This is a genomic window from Pseudomonas sp. HP_08 (assembly GCF_055284095.1).
Map to the genome: position 1 here is coordinate 150596 of NZ_JBTOQC010000002.1, position 24081 is coordinate 174676.

General features: G+C 62.4%; 24 protein-coding genes. 14 read left to right on the forward strand and 10 right to left on the reverse strand.

What is annotated here, in order from left to right; all coding sequences use genetic code 11:
• Positions 1 to 26 precede the first annotated feature (26 nt).
• From ACYAS9_RS03690 to phnN, 3 genes are all read left to right on the forward strand, one after another.
• Positions 27 to 791, forward strand: coding sequence for a methyl-accepting chemotaxis protein (locus ACYAS9_RS03690; RefSeq protein ID WP_463567032.1), 765 nt, complete (start codon positions 27 to 29; stop codon positions 789 to 791).
• Between the two features lie 133 nt (positions 792 to 924).
• Positions 925 to 1914 (forward strand): phosphonate ABC transporter substrate-binding protein, encoded by a 990-nt coding sequence (gene phnD, locus ACYAS9_RS03695; protein ID WP_463566959.1) that lies wholly within the window; start codon positions 925 to 927, stop codon positions 1912 to 1914.
• Positions 1915 to 1956: 42 nt separating this feature from the next.
• Complete coding sequence (gene phnN / locus ACYAS9_RS03700; RefSeq protein ID WP_463566960.1) at positions 1957 to 2511, forward strand: phosphonate metabolism protein/1,5-bisphosphokinase (PRPP-forming) PhnN; 555 nt, start codon at positions 1957 to 1959, stop codon at positions 2509 to 2511.
• Between the two features lie 14 nt (positions 2512 to 2525).
• Here the strand turns inward: phnN and ACYAS9_RS03705 are convergent, their stop codons facing one another.
• Positions 2526 to 3425 carry an AEC family transporter gene (locus tag ACYAS9_RS03705; RefSeq protein ID WP_463566961.1) on the reverse strand — a complete coding sequence of 300 codons (900 nt, stop codon included), beginning with the start codon at positions 3423 to 3425 and terminating at the stop codon, positions 2526 to 2528.
• 172 nt (positions 3426 to 3597) lie between these two features.
• On the opposite strand from ACYAS9_RS03705, the gene folE2 reads away from it, so the two are divergent.
• The 3 genes from folE2 to ACYAS9_RS03720 all read left to right on the forward strand — a co-directional run bounded on the left by folE2 (position 3598) and on the right by ACYAS9_RS03720 (position 6653).
• Positions 3598 to 4503: a GTP cyclohydrolase FolE2 gene (folE2, locus tag ACYAS9_RS03710; protein WP_463566962.1), complete on the forward strand. Its 906-nt coding sequence runs from the start codon at positions 3598 to 3600 to the stop codon at positions 4501 to 4503.
• A gap of 51 nt (positions 4504 to 4554) precedes the next feature.
• A complete protein-coding gene (locus ACYAS9_RS03715; protein WP_463566963.1) occupies positions 4555 to 5715 on the forward strand; it encodes an acetyltransferase domain-containing protein in 1161 nt (386 codons plus the stop codon).
• A 647-nt stretch (positions 5716 to 6362) separates the two neighbouring features.
• Positions 6363 to 6653 (forward strand): hypothetical protein, encoded by a 291-nt coding sequence (locus tag ACYAS9_RS03720; protein ID WP_463566964.1) that lies wholly within the window; start codon positions 6363 to 6365, stop codon positions 6651 to 6653.
• A 46-nt stretch (positions 6654 to 6699) separates the two neighbouring features.
• On the opposite strand, the gene ACYAS9_RS03725 is transcribed toward ACYAS9_RS03720, so the two are convergent.
• Entirely contained in the window at positions 6700 to 7521 is an 822-nt protein-coding gene (locus tag ACYAS9_RS03725) for a hypothetical protein (protein ID WP_463566965.1), read from the reverse strand.
• Between the two features lie 221 nt (positions 7522 to 7742).
• Between ACYAS9_RS03725 and ACYAS9_RS03730 the strand changes: the two genes are divergently transcribed.
• The gene (locus ACYAS9_RS03730) at positions 7743 to 8159 is read left to right on the forward strand and encodes a hypothetical protein (protein ID WP_463566966.1); all 417 of its coding nucleotides are present in this window, start codon (positions 7743 to 7745) and stop codon (positions 8157 to 8159) included.
• A gap of 6 nt (positions 8160 to 8165) precedes the next feature.
• On the opposite strand, the gene ACYAS9_RS03735 is transcribed toward ACYAS9_RS03730, so the two are convergent.
• The 5 genes from ACYAS9_RS03735 to ACYAS9_RS03755 form a co-directional block, all read right to left on the reverse strand.
• Positions 8166 to 9455, reverse strand: a complete 1290-nt coding sequence (locus tag ACYAS9_RS03735; RefSeq protein WP_463566967.1) for a PQQ-dependent sugar dehydrogenase — start codon at positions 9453 to 9455, stop codon at positions 8166 to 8168.
• Positions 9452 to 9880: a DUF2231 domain-containing protein gene (locus ACYAS9_RS03740; RefSeq protein ID WP_463566968.1), complete on the reverse strand. Its 429-nt coding sequence runs from the start codon at positions 9878 to 9880 to the stop codon at positions 9452 to 9454. Before ACYAS9_RS03740 ends, ACYAS9_RS03735 begins: the two co-directional genes overlap by 4 nt.
• Before the next feature lie 135 nt (positions 9881 to 10015).
• The gene (locus ACYAS9_RS03745; RefSeq protein WP_463566969.1) at positions 10016 to 11452 is read right to left on the reverse strand and encodes an efflux transporter outer membrane subunit; all 1437 of its coding nucleotides are present in this window, start codon (positions 11450 to 11452) and stop codon (positions 10016 to 10018) included.
• Complete coding sequence (locus tag ACYAS9_RS03750; RefSeq protein WP_463566970.1) at positions 11449 to 13005, reverse strand: MDR family MFS transporter; 1557 nt, start codon at positions 13003 to 13005, stop codon at positions 11449 to 11451. The genes ACYAS9_RS03745 and ACYAS9_RS03750 overlap by 4 nt, the downstream gene beginning before the upstream one ends.
• Positions 12998 to 14104, reverse strand: coding sequence for an HlyD family secretion protein (locus ACYAS9_RS03755; protein ID WP_463566971.1), 1107 nt, complete (start codon positions 14102 to 14104; stop codon positions 12998 to 13000). The genes ACYAS9_RS03750 and ACYAS9_RS03755 overlap by 8 nt, the downstream gene beginning before the upstream one ends.
• 102 nt (positions 14105 to 14206) lie before the next feature.
• Here ACYAS9_RS03755 and ACYAS9_RS03760 point away from each other — a divergent pair, with 102 nt between their 5' ends.
• Positions 14207 to 14911 carry a CerR family C-terminal domain-containing protein gene (locus tag ACYAS9_RS03760; protein ID WP_463566972.1) on the forward strand — a complete coding sequence of 235 codons (705 nt, stop codon included), beginning with the start codon at positions 14207 to 14209 and terminating at the stop codon, positions 14909 to 14911.
• Between the two features lie 20 nt (positions 14912 to 14931).
• Positions 14932 to 15363 carry an Lrp/AsnC family transcriptional regulator gene (locus ACYAS9_RS03765; RefSeq protein WP_463567033.1) on the forward strand — a complete coding sequence of 144 codons (432 nt, stop codon included), beginning with the start codon at positions 14932 to 14934 and terminating at the stop codon, positions 15361 to 15363.
• Positions 15364 to 15389: 26 nt separating this feature from the next.
• Here the strand turns inward: ACYAS9_RS03765 and ACYAS9_RS03770 are convergent, their stop codons facing one another.
• The 3 genes from ACYAS9_RS03770 to ACYAS9_RS03780 form a co-directional block, all read right to left on the reverse strand.
• A complete protein-coding gene (locus ACYAS9_RS03770) occupies positions 15390 to 16616 on the reverse strand; it encodes an aminotransferase class V-fold PLP-dependent enzyme (RefSeq protein ID WP_463566973.1) in 1227 nt (408 codons plus the stop codon).
• Between the two features lie 570 nt (positions 16617 to 17186).
• Positions 17187 to 17984, reverse strand: coding sequence for a hypothetical protein (locus tag ACYAS9_RS03775; protein ID WP_463566974.1), 798 nt, complete (start codon positions 17982 to 17984; stop codon positions 17187 to 17189).
• 84 nt (positions 17985 to 18068) lie between these two features.
• Positions 18069 to 18974 carry a LysR substrate-binding domain-containing protein gene (locus ACYAS9_RS03780; protein ID WP_463566975.1) on the reverse strand — a complete coding sequence of 302 codons (906 nt, stop codon included), beginning with the start codon at positions 18972 to 18974 and terminating at the stop codon, positions 18069 to 18071.
• 133 nt (positions 18975 to 19107) lie between these two features.
• Here ACYAS9_RS03780 and ACYAS9_RS03785 point away from each other — a divergent pair, with 133 nt between their 5' ends.
• From ACYAS9_RS03785 to ACYAS9_RS03805, 5 genes are all read left to right on the forward strand, one after another.
• Complete coding sequence (locus ACYAS9_RS03785) at positions 19108 to 19980, forward strand: transketolase (RefSeq protein ID WP_463566976.1); 873 nt, start codon at positions 19108 to 19110, stop codon at positions 19978 to 19980.
• 1 nt (position 19981) lies between these two features.
• Positions 19982 to 20983, forward strand: a complete 1002-nt coding sequence (locus tag ACYAS9_RS03790) for a transketolase family protein (RefSeq protein WP_463566977.1) — start codon at positions 19982 to 19984, stop codon at positions 20981 to 20983.
• Between the two features lie 10 nt (positions 20984 to 20993).
• Complete coding sequence (locus ACYAS9_RS03795) at positions 20994 to 21842, forward strand: NAD(P)-dependent oxidoreductase (RefSeq protein ID WP_463566978.1); 849 nt, start codon at positions 20994 to 20996, stop codon at positions 21840 to 21842.
• Positions 21843 to 21922: 80 nt separating this feature from the next.
• On the forward strand, positions 21923 to 23266 hold the full coding sequence (locus ACYAS9_RS03800) for an MFS transporter (RefSeq protein ID WP_463566979.1): 1344 nt from the start codon (positions 21923 to 21925) through the stop codon (positions 23264 to 23266).
• A gap of 147 nt (positions 23267 to 23413) precedes the next feature.
• Positions 23414 to 24031 (forward strand): TetR/AcrR family transcriptional regulator, encoded by a 618-nt coding sequence (locus tag ACYAS9_RS03805; RefSeq protein WP_463566980.1) that lies wholly within the window; start codon positions 23414 to 23416, stop codon positions 24029 to 24031.
• The last annotated feature ends 50 nt before the right edge of the window (positions 24032 to 24081 follow it).

The window sequence follows — 24081 nt, forward strand, 5'->3', positions numbered from 1 at the left end:
AGGTGGTGCATGCATCGAACTCCTCGATGAGCAACTCCGACCAGCAAGCGCACCGCACTGAAAGCGTCGCGGCGGCGATCAACGAGCTGGGCGCTGCCGCCCAGGAAATTGCCCGCAATGCGGCCCAGACCTCGCAAAAATCCGGCGATGCCAGCCAGTTGGCCGGTGACGGGCGTCATGTGGTGCAACAGTCGATCACGGCGATGAACGAACTGTCGGGCAAGATCAGCGGCGCGTGCACGCATATCGAGGCGCTCAACGACAAGACCGTCAATATCGGCAAGATCCTTGAGGTGATCACCGGCATTTCGCAACAGACCAACCTGCTGGCGCTCAATGCGGCGATTGAAGCGGCGCGTGCCGGTGAGGCCGGACGCGGCTTTGCGGTGGTGGCCGACGAGGTGCGCAGCCTGGCGCACCGCACCCAGGACTCGGCGCAGCAGGTGCAGGGCATGATCGAGCAGCTGCAGACCGGCGCCCGCGATGCGGTGTCGACCATGACCGAAAGCCAGCGCCACAGCGAAACCAGCGTCGAGATTGCCAACCGCGCCGGCGAACGCCTGGGCAGCGTGACCCTGCGCATCGACGAGATCAACGACATGAACCAGTCGGTGGCCGCCGCCACTGAAGAACAGACCGCCGTGGTGGAGTCGATCAACATGGACATCAGCGAGATCAACCTGCTTAACCAGCAAGGCGTCGATAACCTGCGGCTGACGTTGCAAGCCTGTAACTCACTGGAGCAACAGACCCGGCGCCTGCAGCAACTGGTGGGCTCGTTCCGGATTTGATGGCGGCAGGGCGGCGATTGTTATCGTTCGGTCATGCTCGGTACACTGCCCTGCAACAATCAGGTCTCACAGTGTCTGGCCAGCCGGCGCACGGTCATCCACCCAGCCTGAACCTCACCGCGGGAGTGCCTTCATGTTTCACCGTCTCGGACGCCGCCTGGCGTCTGTCGTCATGCTCGCCGGTTGCCTGCTGGGCACCGCCCAGGCGGCGCCGCAGGTCATTCATTTCGGCATTCTGTCGACCGAGTCGCGGGAAAACCTCGAAAGCATCTGGCAACCCTTGCTCACCGACATGGCCCACACCACCGGCTTCGATGTGCAGCCGGTGTATGCCAGCGATTACGTCGAACTGATCGACCGCTTGCGCGATCAGCGTGTCGATGTGGCCTGGCTGGGCAACATGGCCGCTGTCGAGGCCGTGGATCGTTCCGATGCCGAGGTCTTCGCCCAGACCTTGCTGATCGGTGGCACCAATGGTTATCAAGGCCTGTTGATTGCCCGCAAGGACAGCCCGATCAACACCGTTGACGACCTGTTGCGTCATGCCCGCAACCTGAATTTCGGTAATGGCGACCCGCATTCCACCTCCGGCTATCTGGTGCCGGGCTATTACGTGTTTGCCCGCCAGCACGTCGACCCGGCCACCGCCTTCAAGCGCACCCTCAATCAGAGCCATGAGGCCAACGCGCTGGGCGTCGCCAACGGCGAGCTGGATGCGGCGACGTTCAACTCCGAGAACTGGGAGCGTCTGGGCGTTACGCATCCGCAGCAACTGGCGAAGCTGAAAATCATCTGGAAATCGCCGTTGATTCCGGCCGACCCGATTCTCTGGCGCCGGTCGCTGTTGCCTGACACCAAAGCCAGGATTCGCACGTTCATCCTGGGTTATGGCACGACCGACGAGCAGAAGGCTGTGCTCAAGAACCTGCAACAAACCCGCTTCACGGCCTCCAATGACAACCAACTGCTGCCGATCCGCCAGTTGCGTCTGTTCAAGCAGCGCACGGAAGTGGCGGCCAGCACCTTGAGTGTCGACGAAAAGAAACGCCGCTTCAGAGACATCGACGAGTCGTTGGCGCGCTTGCAGGACCGTATCAAGGCGCTGGAGAAAACCACGCCTTAACGACTATCATTCGCCGCCTTGAACAGGCGAAAGGGCAGGGGAATGTCGGGCAGGTTGATTTATCTCATCGGACCTTCCGGCGCCGGCAAGGACAGCTTGCTGGACGCTGCCCGGCAAACCCTCGCCGAGCGCGGCTGCCGGCAAGTGCGCCGGGTTATCACGCGCTCCGCCGAGGCGGTGGGCGAGGCCGCCGAAGCGGTCAGCGTCGAGCAGTTCCAGGGTCTTCAGGCGCAAGGCGCTTTCGCCCTGAGCTGGCAGGCCAACGGCTTGCACTACGGCATCCCGGTCGAGATCGACACCTGGCTGGCCGACGGGCACGACGTGCTGGTCAACGGTTCGCGTGGACACCTGCACGCGGCACGCCTGCGTTATCCCGATTTGCTGGCGATTCTGCTGACCGTCGAACACGATGTGCTGCGCCAGCGCCTGCTGGCCCGCGGCCGCGAAAGCCTGCCAGAGATCGAAGCCCGCCTGGCGCGCAACGCCCGCTTTGCCAGCGAACTGCTGGCCGAGTCGCCGTTTGTGCGGCTGCTGGATAATTCCGGGGATCTACACGACAGCGTGCGGCAGTTGGTGGGGTATCTGGACTCGCACTGACTCTGGCCGCTCGCTCATAACACCTGCGCCAGCCACATCCACAACGGCAGCGTTGCCGCCGATACCAGTGTGCTCAACGCAATCGCCGAACTGGTCTTCTGGCTGTCCACCAATGTGCTGGCAAACCCCAGCACATTGACCCCGCTGGGCCCGGCCGCCATCAACACCAGCACCGCGCGCGGCATGCCGGAAATGTCCAGCTGCATGCAGGCCAGCAGCACCAGCAGCGGCATCAACACCAGCTTGGCAGCCGTGACACTCAGCGCTTCGGCACTGGGCGTTAGGCGGTAGCCGGACAGGTTGGCGCCCAGCACGATCAGCGCGCAGGGCAGGGCGGCCTGGGCCAGCCAGGTACACAGTTGCTCGGCCCAGAAGGGCAGCGGCAGGCCCGTCAGGTTGACGGCCATGCCCAGCAGCAGGCCGATGATGATCGGGTTGGCCAGGCTGCCCACCAGCGTCTTGATCCGGAACGGCGCCTGGCCGGCCAGGCTTTCGTAAAAGCTCTGGAAGCTGAACAGCATCAGGCTGTGCACCGCGATCACCGTGAACAACAGCACCAGCCCCGGCGGGCCGAACATCGAGGCGACCATCGGGATGCCGATCAGGACGTTATTGGAAAAGCTGGCAGTCAGGCCATAGGGCGTGGGGCGCTTGTTCCAGTGGTGAGTGAGCAGGTTGACCAGCACAAAAATCAACAGCGCTGGCACGAAGTAAGCGGCCAGCACGCGCAGGTCCAGGCCATCGTGCAGCGGCGCCTTGATCATCCCGGTGAACAGCACCATGGGCAGGAACAGCTTGAACGCCAGGGTGCTCAAGGCCTTGGCGTTTTCGCCGACGATCACCTTGCGCCGGCCCAGCACATAACCCAGCACGATCAACAGGAAGATAGGCAGGATGGCTTGAGTGACGGCCACGGCGCGGGTCCTTTTCTGGATGGGTTTTTCAAGGCGGGGCGCGCAGTATGCCGGGCCAGAGCATTCGGTGCACCTGCATGAGGGAAGAGCGCATCGCGCACGCGGCAAAAAACGGCGTGACGTGGCCTTTAAGTATGATGTTATAGTGTTGCAAATTTTACGAGCTTGCCCCATGAACCGCCCGCTTCCCGATGTTGCCCTTACGGAAACTTCTGCGGCCCTGATGCCCCTGGACTGGGTCGGCATGCAGGGCATCGAACTGCCGCTGCTGCTCGACGAGCCTGGCCAGGCATCTGCCTTGCACGCCAGCGCCGATGTGCAGGTCGACCTGGCCGACCCGAGCGTCAAGGGCATTCACATGTCGCGCCTGTACCGCCTGCTCGATGCTTTTGCCGGGCAGCAGCGAGTCGCGCCACAGACTCTGGCGGCGTTGCTTGAGTCGATGGTTGCCAGCCATGCCGATTGCAGCTCCCGGCGTGCGCGCCTGCAACTGAGCTTCAGCCTGCTGTGCCGCCGCCCAGCCCTGGTCACCGCCGGCCTGAGTGGCTGGAAGTCCTATCCGGTGATCATTGAAGCCGTGTGGCAAGACGCTCGCCTGCAACTGGATGTGGCAGTAGACGTCACCTATTCCTCGACCTGCCCCTGCTCGGCAGCGCTGTCACGGCAACTGGTCGAGCAGGCATTCAACGCCCGCTTTGCCGGACAAAAAACTCTGGAGCCTGCGCAGGTCGCGGTATGGCTGCGCGAGAACGCCTCGTTCGCCACGCCGCACAGCCAGCGCAGCATCGCCCGGGTGCAGGTGCGCATCCCCGAACAGGCCAGCAGCCTGCACTTGATGGCGCTGATCGACACCACCGAGGCGGCGCTGGGCACTCCCGTGCAAACGGCCGTCAAGCGCGCCGACGAACAGGCTTTCGCGCGCCTCAACGGGCAAAACCTGATGTACGTCGAAGATGCGGCGCGCAAGGTCCAGCAAGCGCTTGAAGGGCAATTTGCGGCTTCCAGTGTCAGCGTGCGCCACCTGGAGAGCCTGCACCCTCACGATGCCGTGGCCCGAACTTCCAATTACCTGACCTGACCCGTGCAACCGGGTCCATTATTAAAAAACTGCAACGGACGTTTTCTTTCCATGACCACCGCTGTCACTTCCAGGCCGGCCTCGCGGCTGCGCTCGATCGATGCCCTGCGCGGGCTGATCATCCTTTTCATGCTGCTGGACCACGTGCGTGAAACCTTTCTGCTGCATCGTCAGGTCGGTGACCCGATGGATGTCGCCAACACTGCGCCGGAGCTGTTCTTCAGCCGCACCCTGGCGCATTTGTGTGCGCCGCTGTTTGTGTTTCTGACCGGGCTGTCAGCGTTTCTGTATGGCGAAAAGCACAGCGGTCGCCGCGATGTCTCGGCCTTTCTGTTCAAGCGCGGGCTGTTTCTGGTGTTCCTGGAATTCACCCTGGTCAGCTTCGCCTGGACCTTCCAGTTCCCGCCGACGGTGATCTACCTGCAAGTGATCTGGGCCATCGGCCTGAGCATGATTGCGCTGTCGGTGCTGGTGTACCTGCCGCGCCCGGCGCTGGCCGCCTTGGGCGTGCTGATCGTGGCCGGGCACAACCTGCTCGACGGCCTGCATTTTGGTGTCGAGTCAGCGATGCACATTCCGTGGGCGATCCTGCACGATCGTGGCTGGATCGAGTTCTCGGAAAACCTGCGCCTGCGCACCTCTTATCCGCTGCTGCCGTGGATCGGCGTCATCGCGCTGGGCTACGCCGCCGGCCCGTGGTTTGCCAGTACCGCCAGCGCGGCCGCCCGGCGCAGCAAGCTGTGGTTGTCCGGCCTGGGCCTGCTGATCGGTTTTGTGCTGTTGCGCCTGCTCAACGGCTATGGCGAAAAGCCCTGGAGTGTCGGTGAGACCGGCGTGCAGACCCTGATGAGCTTTTTCAACATCACCAAATACCCGCCGTCGCTGCTGTTCATCAGCCTGACCTTGGGGCTGGGCCTGTTGCTGCTCATCGCCCTGGAGCGCTGGCAGGAACGCGCCTGGCTCAAACCGTTGGTGGTCTTTGGTGCGGCGCCGATGTTCTTCTACCTGCTGCACCTGTACGTGCTGAAGTTTTTGTACCTGATCGCGGTGGCACTGTGGGGACTGAACCAGGGCAAATACTTCGGTTTCGATGGGGTAGGTGCGGTGTGGCTGTGCTCGGCGGTGCTTGCCGTGGTGTTGTTTCCGGCGGTCAAGTGGTTCGCAGCGTTCAAGGCCCGGCGCCGGGACATTGCCTGGTTGAAGTACCTTTAACGCGGACAATAAAAAACCCGCCGAAGCGGGTTCTTTGTCCCAGACCATTCCAACTCCCTGTCGGCAGTATCCCTTCGTGGTCGATCGTCCTTGATCCTGGTGAGCTTCCTGTTCACCAGTGGTTGGATCCAAATATAGGCCTGTGCGGCAGGGTGGAAAATAGCGATTGTGCCCGACGGCGTGTAAGCCTTTTGCTATAGCTGTGTCAGAAATGATTCTGATGCCAAGACAGGTACTCAAGAAAAAAATCGGGATAAACGCCCAAACTCAAGATTTCCTTGAGGCACTGAAAAAAAAATTCCGGACGACACTGGAAGCTCATCATTTCGTAGGCAATAAAAAACCCGCCGAAGCGGGTTCTTTGTCCAGACCATTCCAACTCCCTGTCGGCAGTATCCTTTCGTGGTCGATCGTCCTTGATCCTGGCGAGCTTCCTGTTCACCAGTGGTTGGATCCAAATATAGGCCTGTGCAGCGGGTTGGCAAATAGCAATTGTTCCCTCTGGCGTGTAAGCCTTTCGCTATAGCTGCGTCAGAAATGGTCGTGGCGCTGATGAGCGACCATTCGTCTAAACCACTGCACTTGCAGGCTCCGGACTTTTCCCAATCCTGTACGCAGATTTTCTGCGTCTGAGCTGGAGAGTCGTCATGGAAATAAACGAAAACGCGCCGGGCAATATTTCCCAGAGCCCGGTTACACGATCCACGGATAATGAAACCGGCTTCGATCACCGCGCTTCCGACCGGCATGAGACCGGCAGCACCGACCCGCTGCCGCTTGTCAACGAAACGTTGGTGACGCAAGCAGGCCAAGGCAGGCCGCCGCTGGATGATGAGCCGTTCGACGCGCTGCCGCCGGGCAATCCTGTCGATGATCCCAATGTGCCCGTCGAGCCACCCATGGATGAAGATGACGAGCCTTCGCCCGGCAATCGTTGATTCAAGCCATTAAAGAGCCCCACGTGTCATGGGGCTCGTTGGGCTGTCAAGGCGCGGACGGCAATAACGAGTCGCTATTCGATCGCTCGGCGGCCTGGGTTTTACTGGACGATTCCGGACTGGCGAAACGGCCTTCGTCGAACAACGCTTCAACGGTATCCCACAGGTTCAACAAGACACCCTTCGGCCATTCAGGGGCGTCGTACAGGCTCATGACGATCTTGCCCAGCATCTCGCCCTGATAGTTCGCTGGGTATTGCGCACGCTCGATGGCGGGCAGCGCCCGATAATGCTCAAGCGTGTCTTTAAGCGTGTCGGTTATCTTGCCAGTGGCGTTGTACTCATCCGTGCCCTGTCTGGATATCATCTGCCGCCAGGCCTGCTCTTGGGCAGATGCCGCTTCCCAGGCGGCGCGTCGTTCATCGACGGTAAACACATCGCTCTCGTCATACGTAATCAGGGCCAGTTGATCGCGTGACAAGTCCTTGAACGGATTACTGGCGTTGCCGTTGATAAAAGCGCTGGCCTGGTGAGCGCGGGCCAGGCGCTCGGCGTCATCGCTGTCCGGTACCTGGGCATCGTTCAAGGCTTCATCGACTTTACGGCTGTCGCTGAGCAGTTTGCTGACCAACTCCCTGGCTTTTTGCGTCAACTCTTCTTTATCCAGCGTGTTATCGCGAAGTTCGGCACGTGCCGCCGCTTCGCTCAACTGACGGGCCAGTGAAGATACGATAGCGGCCGCGGCTGCTTTTCGATTCGCCACGTTGTCTGCGCTGCCGCTGTCCGATGTGCGCGAAGAACCTACAGCTGGCGTCGTAGCCACGGCGTTATTGACCGCCACGGTAAAACTGGAAAGAGCACTGATCATGTGTTTCATCCTTGAGTGTGGCGGGTGCATTCCCTTGCGGGCGGGCTGGAATATCAGGTTAACGGCAGCCAGGGTGGATGCTTGAGAACGTGCCCTGAGTGCATCGCCACAGCACAACTGTGAGCGCCTTCTCATCCTCGATGTGTGCGATGAACCAATGTGCATATCCAGCAACAAACCCTCCTGCATACCCCTGTGCCCGTTGATAAGGAATCACGCACATGCTGGAAAAACTGCTGCTGGCGGCGTTGCCTGTCGTCATGACCAATGCCTTTGCACTCGAGCCACAACAATGGTCTGCCATCGAGCCTGCCGTGAAGGCGGCGGTGGAGTGTCGTCAACCGTTGGCCGTGGACAAACTCAAAGACATCACGCCTGACTCGCCAGGCAGTTGGACGCTGACACCTCCCAGCGCTTTCAACGTACTGGGTCTGCCGGTGACACGGGTCGAGGTCTTCATTGATCCGGATGGCGAGCTGGGGGCGAGCTACACGGCGGTGATCGAAAAACACAGCCTGCAGAAGGTCCAGCAACAGGTGAAGGCGGCGGGCAAGAAGGGGCTGGTCGGTGAGTTGGCTGCGGGCCAGGCGCATGGCCCGCAGCAGGTTGAGGTGAGTTGTGTCGTCGCCGAAGGCTAAAGCCTCTTAATTGCGCGTCACGCGCCACACGGTGTTGGACAGGTCGTCGGCAATGATCACCGCGCCGCGTGGGTCCACGGTCACGCCGACAGGTCGGCCACGGGTCTTGCCCTCGGCGCTGCGAAAGCCGGTGGCGAAGTCCACCGGCTCACCTGCCGGCCGGCCGTTGTCGAACGGTACGAAGATCACCTTGTAACCCACCGGATTGTCGCGGTTCCAGCTGCCATGCTCGCCGACGAACACGCCATTGGCAAATTTGTCGCCGATCGCCTGGATGGAGAAGGCCACGCCGAGTGCTGCCACGTGCGAGCCGAGGCTGTAGTCCGGTTTGACCGCCGCTGCGACTTTTTCAGGGTTTTGCGGTTGTGCGCGGCTGTCGACATTCTGACCCCAATAACTCCAGGGCCAGCCGTAAAACGCGCCTTCGCGCACCGATGTCAGGTAGTCGGGCACCAGGTCCGGCCCCAGCTCGTCGCGTTCGTTGACCACCGTCCACAATTGTCCGGTGCCGGGCTGAATGGCCAGGGCGGTCGGGTTGCGCAGGCCGGTGGCGTAGGGTTTATGGGCGCCGGTCTGGGCATCGATCTGCCAGACCATGGCGCGGTCGACTTCCACTTCCATGCCGCGCTCGGTGATGTTGCTGTTCGAGCCGATGCCGACATACAGGAAGCGCCCGTCGGGGCTGATGGTCAGCGCTTTGGTCCAGTGGTGGTTCACCTGCGAGGGCAGGTCGGTGACCTTGACCGGCGCGCCACTGGCCTGGGTCTGGCCGGTCTGGTAATCGAAGCGCACCAGCGCATCCTGATTGGCCACGTACAGCTTGCCGTCGGCAAAGGCCAGGCCATACGGCGCGTTGAGGTTGTCGGCGAACACCGTTTTCAGCTCGTAGACACCATCGCCGTCGGCATCGCGCAGCAGGGTCAGGCGGTTGCCGCCTTTGACCTTGGTATTGCCTTGCGCCTTGATGTAGCCGGCGATCACGTCTTTTGGCTTGAGCTTGGCGGCGCTGCCGCCACGGCCTTCGGACACCAGAATATCGCCGTTGGGCAAGACCAGCGTCTGGCGCGGGATTTTCAGGTCGGTAGCAATCGCGGTGATGCTGTAACCCTGCGGCACCGTGGGCTTCTGATCGCCCCATTCGGCCGGTTCGGCAATCTTCATGCTCGGCAACAGGCCGCTTTGCGGCTCTGGCAATTTTGGCTCGGGGCCACGTGCCTGAGTGCTGTCCGCCTCACCGCCGCAGGCGCTCAGCAGAATGGCCATGCTCAAGACCGTCAGTGTGCTGGCGTGTCTCATCGTGCACCTCCGGAACGCAGATTACTAAAGCCTGTCCAGGCCGCCACAACGGCCAGCAACGTCACGATCACCGACAGCACCAGGCCCGTGGGCATGGCCGCCCAGGCGTCCTTGGCGTGGACGAACGCATTGATCAGGCCCAGCACCCAAGTGACCAGCAACAACAGCAAATACACCACCGGACGCCCGGCCTTATGATCGGCACGCAGCAGATTGGCGATGGCGAACAATCCTGCCAGGCCACAGAACAACAGCCCGCCGGCAATCAGCCAGGAGGCGAAGTTGCTCCATTGAATCTGGTAGGTGCTGTAGTAGGCGATGTCGTTCAGTAATGCGCCCAGAAACAGCGCAACAGTTCCGCCCAGCAGGATGGCATGAAGTGGGCCGGGCACACTTCGGTAAGGGGGATGGTCATTCACGGTCACAGCGGCGCTCCTCATCGTTCACGGTCCAGGGCATAGGCTGCCCGCGCAGGAAGATGGATCGTGCGCTTGAAGCGTTAGTTCAGCGGGATGATGCGTATGACATATCTTGTAACTCTGATGGGCTGTATTGCCTCTTCAACCCTCCCATCCCAACCCCAGCGACTTGTGCAACCCCGCAAAATCCTTCAGCAATTGCGCATCCCCGGCCACGCGGTTCTGCTGCGCCTCAAAGCGGGTACGTTCGGCGTCGAGCCAGTCCAGGGTGCTGGCGGTGCCGGCGCGGTAGCGTTGGCGGGTGAGCAGGGCTGCGCGTTCGGCGCTGGCCTGGATGTCGCTGAGCATCACCACGTTTTCGCGCTGATGGCCGTAGCGGGCCAGGGCGGTGTCGGCGTCGCGCAGGGCGCCCAGCACGGTGCCGCGGTATTGCGCCAGCGCCAGGTCGCGGCCGCCTTCGGCTTCTTCGATGCCGGCTTTGACCCGGCCAAAATCCAGGCCGTTCCAGGTCAGGCGCGGCATGGCCAGCCAGGTGGCGTTACTCTTGCGCGCCAGGTGGCCGGGGTCGCCGGCGCTGAAGCCCAGGTCGCCGGTCAGGCTCAGTTTGGGAAACCAGTCGGCGGTCTTCTCGCCAATTTGCGCCGTGGCCGAGGCCAGGTTGCGTTCGGCGTTACGGATGTCCGGGCGTGCCTTGAGTAACTGCGCCGGGTTGGTGACCGGCACTTGCGCGGGAATCTGCGGCAAGGGCCGGGCGCTGGCCAGGCGTGTGTCCAGTTCACCGGGCGGCAGGCCGCAGAGCAGGGCGATCTGGTCGAGCGACTCGATGATCTGCGCCTGCAACGGCAGGCGTTGCGCGCGGGTGGTTTCGCTCTGGGTGAAGACCTGTTCCAGTTGCAGTTCGCTGGCCACGCCCTGGCTGCGGCGCTGGCGGGTCAGCTCAAGCACTTGCTGCTCGATATCGACCGAGGCATTCACCAGCGCCAGGCGCGCCTGCCGGTCGCGCAGGTCGGCGTAGGCTTGCACCACCTCGGCCACCAGTTGCACCTGGACATCGGCCAGTTGTGCGGCGCTGGCCTCGCTGCTGGCGCCGGCGGCTTCGATGGCGCGGCGGGTGCCGCCGAACAGGTCGACTTCCCAGCTGGCGTCGAAGTCGACCAGGTACAGGCTCAGCGGGCCACGGCCGCCGCCACTGCCTTCTCCCTCACTAAACTGGGACAGGTCGGGCGAGCGCATGCGCAGCATCGTGGCGTTACTCGACACCTTGGGCCGGGCGGCGGCCTGCTGGCTGCTCAAGCCAGCGCGTGATTGACGCAGGCGGGCGCGGGCCTGGGCGATATCCGGGCTGTTGGCCAGGGCTTCGCTGATCAGTCGATCGAGCGGCTGATCACTCAGGCTCAGCCACCATTGCGCAACGGCGGGCGTGGTGGGCAGGTTATGGCGATCGTGGGCCAGGTGGTCGGCGAGCGGTTTGCCGGTCACTGGCGGCGCACCCTGATAATCGGGGCCGACGGTGCAGCCGCCGAGCAGGATCAAGGGCGCGGCGAGAATCAGCGTGGTCAGCCAGGTGTTGCGGATCATTTTGCAGCCCCCAATGGCGAGCGGGTTTTGAGCAGCAGGGCCAGCGGCACGCAGGCTGCCAAGGCAATGGCCAGCACCAGAAAACAGTCGCCGTAAGTCATCACCAGCGCCTGGCGGGCGATGGTGTCGGCCAGTTGTTGCAGGGCCTGATTCTGGGCATGGGCAACGTCGCCGGTGCTGACGGCAAAGCTGGCGGCGCGTTCGGCCATCTGCTCCTGCACCAGCGTGCTGTTGGCGCTGACCGACTCGCGCAGGGCGTCGTCGTGCAGGTGGTCGCGGCGGTCGATCAATACCCCGATCAGCGCCAGGCCAATCGAGCCCCCGAGGTTGCGTGCCATGTTGTAGAGCCCCGCCGCATCACCGGCTTCCTCGGCGCTGATCGCCGACATCGCGGCCTGGTTGAGCGGCATCATCGCCAGCATCTGGGCGAAACCGCGCAGCACCTGCGAGGCATAAAAGTCATGGCCGACGCTGTCGGCCGTCAGCGCCACGTCCAGCAGGCAACTGACGCTGAACATCAGCAGCCCGGCAATCACCATGCTGCGTGCCGAGTAGCGCGCCAGCAATCTGGGCAGGAACGGGATCAGCAAAAACGCCGGCACGCCGGACAGCAGCATGATCGAGCCGGCCTGTTGCGCGTTGTAGCCGGAGACATTGCCGAGAAATTGCGGCAGCAGGTACGACACCCCATAGAGGCCGGCGCCGACCACCGAGACAATCAGAATCACGCTGGCGTAGCGCGGGTTGCGCAGCAGGCTCAGGCGCACAATCGGCTGGCGGGCGGTGAGCTGGCTGAGCGTCACCAATACCAGGCCGATCAGCGTCAGGGCGCTCAGCCACAGGATCATCGACGACTCGAACCAACGCTCGCGCTGGCCTTCTTCAAGCACCACGGTCAGCGAACTGAGGCCCACCGACAGCCCGACGATGCCCAGCCAGTCGGCCTTGAAGAAGCGCTCCAGGTGCGCCTTTTCGGCTTGCAGGCCGACCCACAGCAAGGTCACCAGCGCCACGCTGACCGGCAGATTGAGAAAAAAGCACCAGCGCCAGCTGGCGTTTTCGGTCAGCCAGCCGCCGACCACCGGCCCCAGAATCGGCCCCAGCAGCACGGTCAGGCCGAACACGCTCATGCCGATCGGCAACTGGTGCGCGGGCAGGCGTGTGCGCACGATGGTCTGCGCCGTGGGAATCATTGCGCCGCCCGCCAGACCCTGGCCGATACGGCCGACAATCATCTGCGTCAGGCTGCCGGACAGCCCGCAATAGATCGAGAACAGCGTGAACAGCACCGCCATGCTCATCAGGAAACGCCGCAGGCCAAACACGCGGGTCAGCCAGGCGGTGAGCGGGATCATGACGATTTCGGCCATCAGGTAGCCGGTGCCGATCCAGGTGCCTTCGGTGCCGGTGGCGCCAATCTGGCCCTGAATCTGCGGCAGTGCCGAGTTGGTGATGGAGATATCCAGGGTCGCCAGCAACGCACCAAGGGAACCGGCGGCCACGGCGATCCAGTCGCTCAGCGAGGCATTGGCCGGGCGTGAGCTGTCAGCCATGCTGATCGTTGCCGTTGCTGCGGGTGTCGACGTCGACGGTGGCCGACAGCCCTGGCATCACCACCGGGCGCAACTCCTCGGGCAGGTCGAGGACGATGCGCACTGGCACCCGTTGCACGATCTTGGTGAAGTTGCCGGTGGCATTGGACGGCGGCAGCAGCGCGAACTGCGCGCCGGTGCCGGGTGACAGGCTGTCGATATGGCCGCTCAGTTCGTGGCCGGGCAGGGCGTCGATGTGCACCTTGACCGATTGCCCGGCGCGCATCGTGCCAATCTGGGTTTCCTTGAAGTTGGCGACCAGATAGATCGCCTGCAACGGCACGATGGTCATCAGCCGCGTGCCGGGCTGGGCAAACTGGCCGACACGCACGCTGCGCCCGGCCACGCTGCCGGCAATCGGGCTGCGCAACAGGGTGTCGCCCAGGTCGATGTCGGACTGGCGGGCATTGGCGCGCGATTCTGCCAGTTGTGCGCGGGTCTGTTGCAACTGCGCCTTTAGGGTGGCGACCCGCACTTCACTGGCACGCAGCGCGGCTTTTTTCGCGGCCAGAGTGGCTGTGGCGCGGGCCTGTTCGTTGTTCAGGTCGGCCAGGCGCTCTTCGGTTTCGGCGCCCGAACGCGCCAGCGGTGCATAGCGTTTTACCTGGGCCTTGCTGTGGCTCAGGTCGGCCTCGGCGCCGGCCACTTCGGCACGGTTCTGGGCAATGGTCGCGTCCTGCTGCGCAAGCTCGGCCTCGGCGCGCGACACATCGGCCTCGCGCGCTGCTACTGTGGCGGCGGCCTTTTCGCTGGAAGCCCGGTAGTTGTCGGTATCAAGCCGCGCGACCGGCTGACCGGCCTCGACACGCTGGTTATCGGCGACCAGCACCTCGGCCACATAGCCACCGATTTTCGGTGACACGGTCATGCTGTCGGCTTGCAGATAGGCGTCATCGGTGCTTTCGATAAAGCGCCCTTGCACATACCAGTGCCCGCCCCAGAGCAGCCCGGCGACCAGCGCCACCGCCACCAGGCCCAACAACACCCGCTTGGGTTTACGGCGATGGGTGACGCTGGTCGGTGGCGCAGACGACTGATCGGCCGAATCATCAAGGGACATGAATGCCGGGCTCCAAATTTATTCCGGGTGGAATAAAATGCGGCGCAGGCAAATTTATGTCAACTGATATAATTTCAAAATGTTTCAACTCAGGACGTGCTCATGGCTCGACACAAACCCACCGCCGAAGGCGGCTACCAGCGCGGTGAAGACACCCGCGCCCGGCTGATCGAAAGCGCCCTGAAGCTGTTCGGCGAGCGCGGCTTCGAGGGCGCTTCCACCCGTGATATCGCCACCGAGGCCGGCCTTAATGCGCCGGCGTTGCAGTACTACTTCGATAACAAGGAAGGCCTTTACCGGGCGTGCGTGGAACACATCATCGAGCGTGTCTGGGAGCAACTGAAAACGCCCCTGCACGCCGCCGAAAGCATCTTTCAGGCTGAGCACGTCACCGATGCGCAACTGATCGACGCCTACCTTGAGGTGCTGGGCGCTTTCATTGCCTTTATCCACGACAGCCCGCGCGCCAGCGAATGGCGCCTGTTCATGGCCCGCGTGCAGGCCGGGCTGGGGCCGGCAGACACGGTGGAACTGATGAACGAGCGGCTGCACCAGCATATTCGCGCGGTTACCTGCGCGATCATCGGCCGCCTGACCGGGGCGGCGGCGGACGACCCGCGCACGCTGATCCGCGCCCTGGCGCTGAACAGCCAGGGCATGGTGTTTCGGGTACTGAGGCACCAGGTGCTGCGGGCCATGGGCTGGGAACGCATCGACAAGGCGCAGATGGAACTGGTGCGCGAGGTGCTGCTCGGGCAGACGCGCTTGACGTTGCAGGCACTGGTGGCGGAGCGAGAGGCGCAATGACTGACTCAGTACTCGACAGAATGGATACACGGATCATTTCCGTGCTCAGAAAAGACGGTCGTATCAGCCATCAACAGCTCTCGACCCAGGTCGGGCTTTCGCCGTCCCAGTGCCTGCGGCGGGTGAAGCGCCTGGAGGATGAGGGGATTATTCGCGGCTACGCGGCGATCATCGACGAGAGCAAACTGGGCAACGATGTCAGCGCCTGGATTCTGGTAACGCTCGATAAAGCTGCCCGGCCGGGCGCCAGAGAACGGGTCGCCGTGCTGTTGCAGAACCGGCCGTGGGTACGGGTGGCGACCGGGGTGACGGGCGATGTGGATTTCATGATTCGCGTGGTGGCGCCAAGAATGGCGGACTTCACCCGGATTCTCGTCGACGAACTCAACGGCCACGCCGATATCAGCAGCACACAATCGTTTATCTGCCTGGATGATCTGGTACGGGGCTGAGCCATCAGCCCCGTAGCGTTTTTGACCTAGAGCGACGCATCCAGCGCGCCGATCAGCTTTTGCACTTCTTCAGCCGAGGTGTAGTGCACGAACGACAGGCGCAGCACACCCTCATCCGGATTGACGCCCAGGCCTTCCAGCAGTCGCACGGCGTAGAAGTGACTGGCGCCGGCAATGATGCCCTTGCTGGCCAGTCGTTCGGCGACCGTGCGCGGGCTGGCATTCAAGGTTTGCAGCGAGACGGTTGGTGCTCGTTTTTTCGCATCGGCGGGGCCCAGCAGGCGCACACGCGGGTCGTTGGCGCAAAACGCCAGCAGCGCAGGCAGCCGCTCAAGCTCGGCGTCCCTGAGCAGTGTGCGGACATTGCGCGCCCGTTCTGTGGCGGCGGCATCCGGAAAGTGATGCGCATGCACGGCATCGAAATAAGCCGTCACGCCGCTGGCGGCCGCCACCTGCGCATGATCGGGGCCGGCCGGCACAAACCACTTCGCCAGGTGCGCCGAGTTGAAGTAGTGGGCCTGGTTGCCGAGAAAATCCATCAACGGACGGCGGATCACCATGGCCCCCAGATGAGGGCCAAAGGTCTTGTACAGCGAGAACAGATAGATATCGGCGCCCAGCTCAGCGACATCCGGCAGGCCGTGGCCGGTGTAGGACACACCGTCGACCACCGCGACGGCGCCCGCGGCGTGCACCACCTCGCAGATCTCCCGCACTGGATTGATCTCACCGAGAATGTTCGAGCAATGGGTGAAGGCCACCACTTTGCTGCGCGGTGAGAGCAAGGCTTGCAGCGCGGCGATCTCCAGCGAGCCGGTGCTGGCGTTGATCTGCCATTCCTTGATGACGATGCCGCGCTTGGCCAGGCGCCGCCAGACGCCATTGTTGGCTTCGTGATCCTGGTTGGTGACGATGATTTCGTCACCGGCTTGCAAGCGGTTGGCAAACGCCTCGGCCAGCACATAGATATTCTGCGAGGTCGACGGCCCCAGATGCACCTCTTCAGGCGATACGCCCAGATAAGCGGCGAGTTCGACGTGCGAATGGTCCATCTCTTCACCACCGCGGCGCGACGCAGGGTGCGCACCGTAAGGCTGCATCTTGGTCTGCCGGTAGAAACGCCCGAGGCGATCGATCACTTGCTCGCAGACGTACGAGCCACCGGCATTATCGAAAAAAGCCTGGTCTTGCAAAGACGCTTCGGAGAAGGCCGGGAACTGGCGGCGGACAAAGGACAGATCAAGTGCAGGCATGGTCGAAACTCCGGCGTGGGCGCAAGGATTTGAGGCTTTCCATGCTAATCGCCATGCCGCGCAGGAATTCTGCGAAAACCGCCGGGGCGGCGGTTTTTGTGCAGGAATCCTGTATTGGGGAGGGCTTGAATGAGTTGAATCATTCACTCGATGCGCATTAGCAGGCTCATATAGGGAGCGCCACCTGCCGTGAAGTCTTCACGCAGGTTGCCATCGGGCAGAGACACGAGAGTCGTTGGGGTGAGTAACTTGTGTTTTGGGTAACGAAAAGACGCTTGATCGTCGGAGTAGGTGTAGACCTGGAAATGCAGCGTGTCGCCCACTGCAAAGCAGCCTCCCACTGTCATGTGCCAGTCCCCGAATGTGTGGATTACCCCATATCCGTGGGAGGCAGCTCTGCTGGCGATGAGGCCGGTAAAGCCGGCACATCTGCTGTGTCTGTACCGCAGCAATCGCGGGCAAGCCCCCTCCCACAATGACCGTGTTGCCCTTGACTGATCGGCATCGGGGTCTGAGAGCGGTTTTCGATTTTTCCAGATGTGCCACCCCCATACCCAGTGATGCAAACCCTCAATCCTTGACCCGCACCATCACGTCACTGACTCGCTCGCCATCGATAAAAAACGTATAGCGCAACCTGTCGTCAGGCGTTGGCTGGAGGATCACGGTGTTCTGCGACTTGTGGTACGGATGGCGAAACAGCCATTCATTGTCTGAATAGGCAAAGCTTTTGAAGTGCAGTGCGTCACCTTCCCAGCGGACGTTATTGAACAGGTGGTGCCAGTTCTCGTCGCCGGCATTGAAGATGTAATAGCCGCCGTGTGCATCCCGAACGATTTCAAGCAGCATCTGGTTTTCGGCGGTCGCCCATTTACCGACATAGTGATCCAGGCCCGCGTGCGCCGGGATGCTTGGGTCGGCTACGAAGTCGCCTGGTTTGTAAGGCGTGCGCCGGTCCAGTTCGGTCTTCAGGCCAGGGTAGAGCGCGCATAACGGGACAACCGTGTCGACCCGGGTGTAATCGTACGTCAGCCGGCGGCCGGCCACGTCGCGGCCCAGTTGCATATTGCCTGGGGAAAGGGCCAGGACCTTGAAGTCGAAGGTGTTCAGCGGCGACGAGATATGAATCGACTGACCATCACCGGCTACCTTGTAGCGGGAAACATCCGCTGGCTGCGGGCGCGGGTCGATGCAATTGAAGGGTTGTAGCAGCAACGTGCCGTCGGCGCGGTAGTGGGCGACGGTGGCCGTGCCGTCGCGCAACGGCTGCATGGCCCAGATACCGACAATTTGAGGTTCGCTGTGTTGCCGGGCGCAGCCGCTCAGCAGGATGGCGGTCAATACGAGCAGCACGGGCTTGCTCGACACGCTGTTCATCCATGATCGCACGGTCAATCTCCGCTACTGCGAGCCAGGTCCGGCCCTATCGTAAGCAGTATAGCTATCGTATTGCTATCTCACCCCAATCTCGTCCAGCAGCCATTTCTTGAACACCTCCGAGGCCTCGTGCCGGGTTCTGCGTCGGGGATAAACCAGGTAATGGCCGATGTACTGAATCTCGTGGGTCACGCTGCGCAAGGGCGCCACCAGTGCGCCGCTTTTCAGTTCGCCTTCGGCCAGCAAGGTGGATTCCAGCACCACGCCCATGCCGTTTACCGCAGCGGCAATGGCCATGGCGCTGCGGTCGAAGCGCAATCCATAGTGGTGCGGGGCGAACAGGTGATTGGCTTCGAACCAGCCTTTCCATTGCAGCATCTGCACTTCGCACTGGATCAGTGTGTGGTGGTGCAGGTCTTGCGGGCTGCGAATGGTCGCGGCGATCTGCGGGCTGCACAGCGGCGTGAGGTGTTCAACCGCGAGCGGGACCTTTTCGTTGAGGCTGCCCTTGGGCTCGCCGTAGACAATGTCGAGATCGAAATCATCGTTGTCGAAGCGCGCGTATTCGGTGCTCGCCGAGAAGCGCAGGTCGATGTTCGGGTGCGCCGCCACAAAGCGCGCCAGGCGCGGCATCAGCCATTGCGTGGCAAAACTGGGCGCCGTGTGCAGGCGCAACGGCGGGGGTTCGTCGGCGTTGACCAGGGCAAAGCCGCGCTGCATTTCGTCGAGCCCGCGTTGCACATGCTCCAGCAGCAGCCGGCCGCGCACGGTGAGGTTCACCTCGCGGGTGGTGCGCTCGAACAGCACCAGGTCAATGGCTTCTTCAAGCTTGCGAATCGAATGGCTGACGGCACTCGACGACAGTCCAAGCTCCTGCGCGGCCACGGCAAACGAGCCGCTGCGTCCGGCCGCTTCAAAGACCCGCAGCGATGACAACGGGACCTTGCGCAAGCGGGCTATTGCTGAATTTTTCTCATCCATTGCTGCAAAAATGCCCTTTGTAAGCCCTGAATATCCAGTGATAGCGTGGCTTCACGTTTCGCGCTGATCATTTGGATGAATATTTGACATCAGTTCAGCACGGGGCCATTTCTATCGCAAGCAGGAAACCATAATGACAATAATTCCTACACGTGCCGCAGCGGCACCCGAGCCGCTCGCGCGCCTGGCGCATCACGCCTGGCGCATCCGTCGCTTTGCCCTGCGCATGGGCGAAGTCCAGGGCCAGGGCTATGTCGGTCAGGCGCTGGGCTGGGCCGATGTGCTGGCCGTCGCCTATTGCCACGCCATGAACATCGACCCCGATAACCCGAGCTGGGAAGGCCGCGACCGCTTTCTGCTGTCGCACGGTCACTACGCCATTGCGCTGTATGCCGCCTTGCTGGAAGCCGGCGTGATCGCCGAAGACGAACTCGACAGCTACGGCGCCGACGACAGCCGGCTGCCGATGTCGGGCATGGCCACCTACACACCGGGCATGGAAATGTCCGGTGGCTCGCTGGGCCAGGGCCTGGCGATTGGCGTCGGCATGGCGCTGGGCCTGCGCATGAAGGGCAACCCGGCCTGGGTGTTCAATTCCATGTCCGATGGCGAGCTGGACGAAGGCGCCACCTGGGAAGCCGCGATGTCGGCGGCGCACCACAAGCTGGGCAACCTGATCGCATTGGTTGACTTGAACAAGCAACAGGCCGATGGCAACTCCCACGAAATCCTCGAATTCGAGCCCCTTGTCGATAAATGGCTGGCGTTCGGCTGGCATGTGCAGCGCATCGACGGCAATGACTTGGCGGCGGTGCTGGCGGCGTTCGACACCGCGATGGCGGTCACCGAAGCCAAGCCCCGGGTGATTCTGTTCGACACCTTGATGGGCAAGGGCGTGGACTTTCTTGAGACGCGCGAGAAAAACCATTTCATCCGTGTCGAGCCGAACGAATGGCAGGCGGCACTCGCCGTGCTGGATGCCCACTACGACAAGGGAGTGCATTGAGATGGGTAACGAAACCTTGCCAAAGCCACGGCTGACCACCTCGGCGATGATTGCCTCCATCGCCAGCGAAGGCCAGCGCACCGAGACCGCTCCCTTTGGCCACGCGCTGGTGGCGGCCGCGCAGCGCGATTCGCGAATTGTCGGCATGAGCGCCGATTTATCCAAGTACACCGACCTGCACATCTTCGGCCGTGAGTTTCCCGAACGGCATGTGCAAATGGGCATGGCCGAACAGTTGCTGATGGCCGCTGCTGGCGGTATGGCCAAGGAAGGCCTGGTGCCGTTTGCCACCACCTACGCGGTGTTCGCCACCCGGCGCGCCTATGACTTTATTCATCAGGTGATTGCCGAGGAGAACCTCAACGTCAAGATCTGCGCGGCGTTGCCGGGGCTGACCACCGGCTACGGCCCCAGCCACCAGGCCACCGACGACCTGGCGCTGATGCGCGCCATTCCGGGGATGACCGTGATCGACCCTTGCGATGCGCTGGACACGGCTCAGGCCGTGCAGGCCATCGCTGACTACAACGGCCCGGTGTACATGCGCCTGTTGCGCGGCAAGGTGCCGATGGTGCTCGACGAGTACGACTATAAATTCGAACTCGGCAAAGCCAGATTGCTGCGCGACGGCAAGGATGTGCTGATCATCTCCAGCGGCATCATGACCATGCGCGCCCTGGAAGTGGCGCAGTTGCTGGGCGATGGCAGCGCCGATGTAGCGGTGTTGCACGTGCCGACCATCAAGCCGCTGGACGAGGCGACCCTCATCGAGCAATGCCGGCGCAGTGGCCGGCTGGTGATCGTCGCGGAAAACCACAGCAGCGTGGGCGGGCTGGGTGAAAGCGTCGCGCTGGCCTTGCTCAAGGCGCGCGTCGCACCGGAGTTCCGCCAGATTGCTCTGCCCGATGCCTTTCTGGATGCCGGTGCATTGCCGACGCTGCACGATCGCTACGGTATTTCCACGGCCGTGATGGCCGCCAACATTCGCCAGTGGCTCGGCTGAGGACATCACCATGAACGTTGCATTTATCGGCCTGGGCGCGATCGGCTTGCCCATGGCCTTGCAGATCAAGAAGGCGGGTCATCAGGTCATCGGCATCGAATTGAGCGACGCCGGCCGCGCCCGTGCCCTTGCTGAAGACATCGAGGCCAGCGCCGACTGGCGCGCCGCGCAGGACGCCAGCGTGGTGGTGGTCATGGTCGCCACGCCGACGCAGCTTGAGGCGCTGGTCACGCAATTCAGTGACCTTCGCCACGGCCAGAGCTGGGTGATCATGAGCACAGTGGGCCCGGCAGCGGTGCGCGAACAAGGCGCCCGGCTGGCGGCCAAGGGGGTTAACGTGATCGACGCGCCGGTCACCGGTGGCGTGGCACGTGCGCAGACCGGCAGCCTGCTGATCTTCGCCTCGGGCGCTCAGGATCATATCGAGGCGGTATTGCCGGTGCTCGCAGCCATGGGCGAGGTCAAGGTCACCGGCAGCACGCTCGGTGACGGCCAGGCGATCAAGGTGGTCAACCAGCATCTGTGCTCGGTGCACCTGGTCGCGGCCGCCGAGGCCTTGAACCTGGCGAAATCATTGGGCCTGGACCCGGCACAGGTGCTGGCGCTGGTCGAGCGCGGCGCGGGCGGTTCGTGGATGCTGTCGGACCGCGGGCCGCGCATGTTGCAGGGCACCGATGCGCAGGTCACCAGCATGGTCGACATCTTCGTCAAGGACAGCGGCCTGGTGGCTGAAGCCGCACAGGCCTGCAACGCAGCGGTGCCGTTGCTGGACATCGCCCACCAGCGGTTTTCCAGCGCCTCGCAGTCAGGCTTGGGCAAGCGCGATGACAGCCGGGTGATCGAGACCTGGTCATCATAGAGAGCAGGTTATAGAGATCAAGCAACAGGGCAGGCCTCGGTCTGCCCACCCATACAAAAACAATAAAGGCAGGGTTGGTTATGAATCACTCGGAAACGGCGGCGGCCAGGCCGCACGACAAGGCCTCGAAAGTCTCCTTCGCCTCGATGATCGGGTCGGCGGTGGAAAGCTACGACTTCTTTATCTACGGCACGGCGGCGGCCGGCTGGTTCGGTTCGGTGTTCTTTCACACCACCGAGCCCATCGTCGGCATCCTCGCGGCGTTCGCGACCATGGCGGTGGGCTTCTTCATGCGCCCGTTGGGCGGTTATCTGGCCGGCCATTATGGCGACCGCATCGGGCGCAAATCGGTGTTGCTCTGGTCGTTGCTGCTCATGGGCGGCGCCACGGTGCTGATCGGCGCGCTGCCCACGTACGAGCAGGCCGGGCTGATTGCGCCGGTGCTGCTCATTCTGCTGCGCATGATCCAGGGCATCGGCTTTGGTGCGGAGTGGGGCGGCGCGGTATTGATGGCGTGCGAACATGCGCCGCCGCACCGGCGTGGCTTCTTCGGCGCGGTGCCACAGATCGGCATTCCGCTGGGGTTGTTGATGGCCAACGGCGCATTCCTGCTGTCGGCGGCGTTTCTTGAAGGCGACTGGATCTGGCGTGCGCCGTTCCTGGCCTCGGTGGTGATGGTCGGCGTCGGCATGTGGATCCGCATGGGCGTCAGCGAATCGCCCGAGTTCGAGAAGATGAAGGCCGAGAACACCCTGATCAAACAACCGGCGCTGACCGTGATTCGCAACGACTGGCGCAAGATCCTGCAAATCGTCGGCCTGCGCCTGGCCGAAACCGGCGGCTATTACCTGGCGACCAGCTTCATGCTGTCGTACGTGCTACTGGCCGGTGTCGCGACCAAGGAAAATGTGCTGTGGGGCACGATGATCGGTTCGGCCCTTGGTCTGGGCAGCCACCTGTACTTTGGCGCGCTGAGTGACCGCATCGGGCGCAAGAAAGTCTTCCTGATCGGCTCGCTGTTCACCATCGCCTTCGGCATTCCGCTGTTCCTGCTGATCAATACCGGTGTGGTGGCGCTGATCGTGGTCGCCGTGGCCCTGTCGCTGCTGCTCAGCCATGACCCGATCTTCGCCGTGGAAGCCAGCTGGTTCACCGAGCAATTCCCGCCCAACGTACGTTCGTCCGGGATCTCGCTGGGCTACAACGGCGCCTCGCTGGTGGCCGGTGCCTTGCCCTTCGTGGCCACCGGGCTGTTCGCGCTGGTGGGCTGGATCGGGCCGGCATTGCTGTTCAGCTCACTTGGCGTGATCTCGACGCTGTGCGCACTGCGCATGCCCGAAACGGCGCCGGCGGTGGTGGGCGAGGAGTGGCTGGACCGCAACGTCAGGAATATGGACAAAGGCATGGCAAAAGCGCTGAACTGATACTCTGCCTAGCCGATTTGCACCCGGCACAGCCTCTGAATGAAAAAACAGGTGTGCAGGGTGCAATGGGCCTGGCAAGAGATTGTGACTGTATTCAATTATGGTCACTTGTTGTCCATTCAGAACACTGTCGGTAAGCTGCGCAGCATGAGCAAAAAAATCCCCCCCGCCGTTTCTGCCCGTGGTCCGGCCGACCACGAGGTGCGTGATCAGATCGTTGCCGCTGCGACCGAGCACTTCAGTCTGTATGGCTACGAGAAGACCACCGTGGCCGATCTCGCCAGATCCATCGCCTTTTCCAAGGCTTATATCTACAAGTTCTTCGAGTCCAAACAGGCCATCGGCGAGATGATCTGTGCCAATTGCCTTGCCCAGCTTGAAGCCGAGGTCAGGGCGGCGGTGCATGAGGTCGATCAGCCACCGGAGAAGCTGCGGCGCCTGTTCAAATCGATTGTCGAGGCCAGCGTGCGGCTGTTTTCCCAGGACCGCAAGCTGTACGAGATCGCCACATCAGCGGCCACCGAACGCTGGCCGGCGGCGTTGGCGTATGAGGGGCGCATCCGCGAACTGCTCAAGGACATTTTGCTCGAGGGCCGGCAAAGCGGAGATTTCGAGCGCAAGACGCCGCTGGATGAAACGGTCAAGGCGATCTACCTGGTGATCCGCCCTTACGTTAATCCGTTGCTGTTGCAGCATGGCTTCGATTACGTCGATGAGGCGCCGGGCCAGTTATCGAGCCTGGTATTGCGCAGCCTGTCGCCCTGAAAATACAGAAGTTGTGACTATTGACTAAATTGGTCACTAGACCCAAAGTG

Excerpts from the sequence above, each read along its gene's own strand:
- ACYAS9_RS03690 (WP_463567032.1), top strand. The coding sequence starts at position 27 with ATGAGCAACTCCGACCAGCAAGCGCACCGCACTGAAAGCGTCGCGGCG.
- phnD (WP_463566959.1), top strand. The coding sequence starts at position 925 with ATGTTTCACCGTCTCGGACGCCGCCTGGCGTCTGTCGTCATGCTCGCC.
- phnN (WP_463566960.1), top strand. The coding sequence starts at position 1,957 with ATGTCGGGCAGGTTGATTTATCTCATCGGACCTTCCGGCGCCGGCAAG.
- folE2 (WP_463566962.1), top strand. The coding sequence starts at position 3,598 with ATGAACCGCCCGCTTCCCGATGTTGCCCTTACGGAAACTTCTGCGGCC.
- ACYAS9_RS03715 (WP_463566963.1), top strand. The coding sequence starts at position 4,555 with ATGACCACCGCTGTCACTTCCAGGCCGGCCTCGCGGCTGCGCTCGATC.
- ACYAS9_RS03720 (WP_463566964.1), top strand. The coding sequence starts at position 6,363 with ATGGAAATAAACGAAAACGCGCCGGGCAATATTTCCCAGAGCCCGGTT.
- ACYAS9_RS03725 (WP_463566965.1), bottom strand. The coding sequence starts at position 7,521 with ATGATCAGTGCTCTTTCCAGTTTTACCGTGGCGGTCAATAACGCCGTG.
- ACYAS9_RS03730 (WP_463566966.1), top strand. The coding sequence starts at position 7,743 with ATGCTGGAAAAACTGCTGCTGGCGGCGTTGCCTGTCGTCATGACCAAT.
- ACYAS9_RS03735 (WP_463566967.1), bottom strand. The coding sequence starts at position 9,455 with ATGAGACACGCCAGCACACTGACGGTCTTGAGCATGGCCATTCTGCTG.
- ACYAS9_RS03745 (WP_463566969.1), bottom strand. The coding sequence starts at position 11,452 with ATGATCCGCAACACCTGGCTGACCACGCTGATTCTCGCCGCGCCCTTG.
- ACYAS9_RS03750 (WP_463566970.1), bottom strand. The coding sequence starts at position 13,005 with ATGGCTGACAGCTCACGCCCGGCCAATGCCTCGCTGAGCGACTGGATC.
- ACYAS9_RS03755 (WP_463566971.1), bottom strand. The coding sequence starts at position 14,104 with ATGTCCCTTGATGATTCGGCCGATCAGTCGTCTGCGCCACCGACCAGC.
- ACYAS9_RS03760 (WP_463566972.1), top strand. The coding sequence starts at position 14,207 with ATGGCTCGACACAAACCCACCGCCGAAGGCGGCTACCAGCGCGGTGAA.
- ACYAS9_RS03765 (WP_463567033.1), top strand. The coding sequence starts at position 14,932 with ATGGATACACGGATCATTTCCGTGCTCAGAAAAGACGGTCGTATCAGC.
- ACYAS9_RS03770 (WP_463566973.1), bottom strand. The coding sequence starts at position 16,616 with ATGCCTGCACTTGATCTGTCCTTTGTCCGCCGCCAGTTCCCGGCCTTC.
- ACYAS9_RS03780 (WP_463566975.1), bottom strand. The coding sequence starts at position 18,974 with ATGGATGAGAAAAATTCAGCAATAGCCCGCTTGCGCAAGGTCCCGTTG.
- ACYAS9_RS03785 (WP_463566976.1), top strand. The coding sequence starts at position 19,108 with ATGACAATAATTCCTACACGTGCCGCAGCGGCACCCGAGCCGCTCGCG.
- ACYAS9_RS03790 (WP_463566977.1), top strand. The coding sequence starts at position 19,982 with ATGGGTAACGAAACCTTGCCAAAGCCACGGCTGACCACCTCGGCGATG.
- ACYAS9_RS03795 (WP_463566978.1), top strand. The coding sequence starts at position 20,994 with ATGAACGTTGCATTTATCGGCCTGGGCGCGATCGGCTTGCCCATGGCC.
- ACYAS9_RS03800 (WP_463566979.1), top strand. The coding sequence starts at position 21,923 with ATGAATCACTCGGAAACGGCGGCGGCCAGGCCGCACGACAAGGCCTCG.
- ACYAS9_RS03805 (WP_463566980.1), top strand. The coding sequence starts at position 23,414 with ATGAGCAAAAAAATCCCCCCCGCCGTTTCTGCCCGTGGTCCGGCCGAC.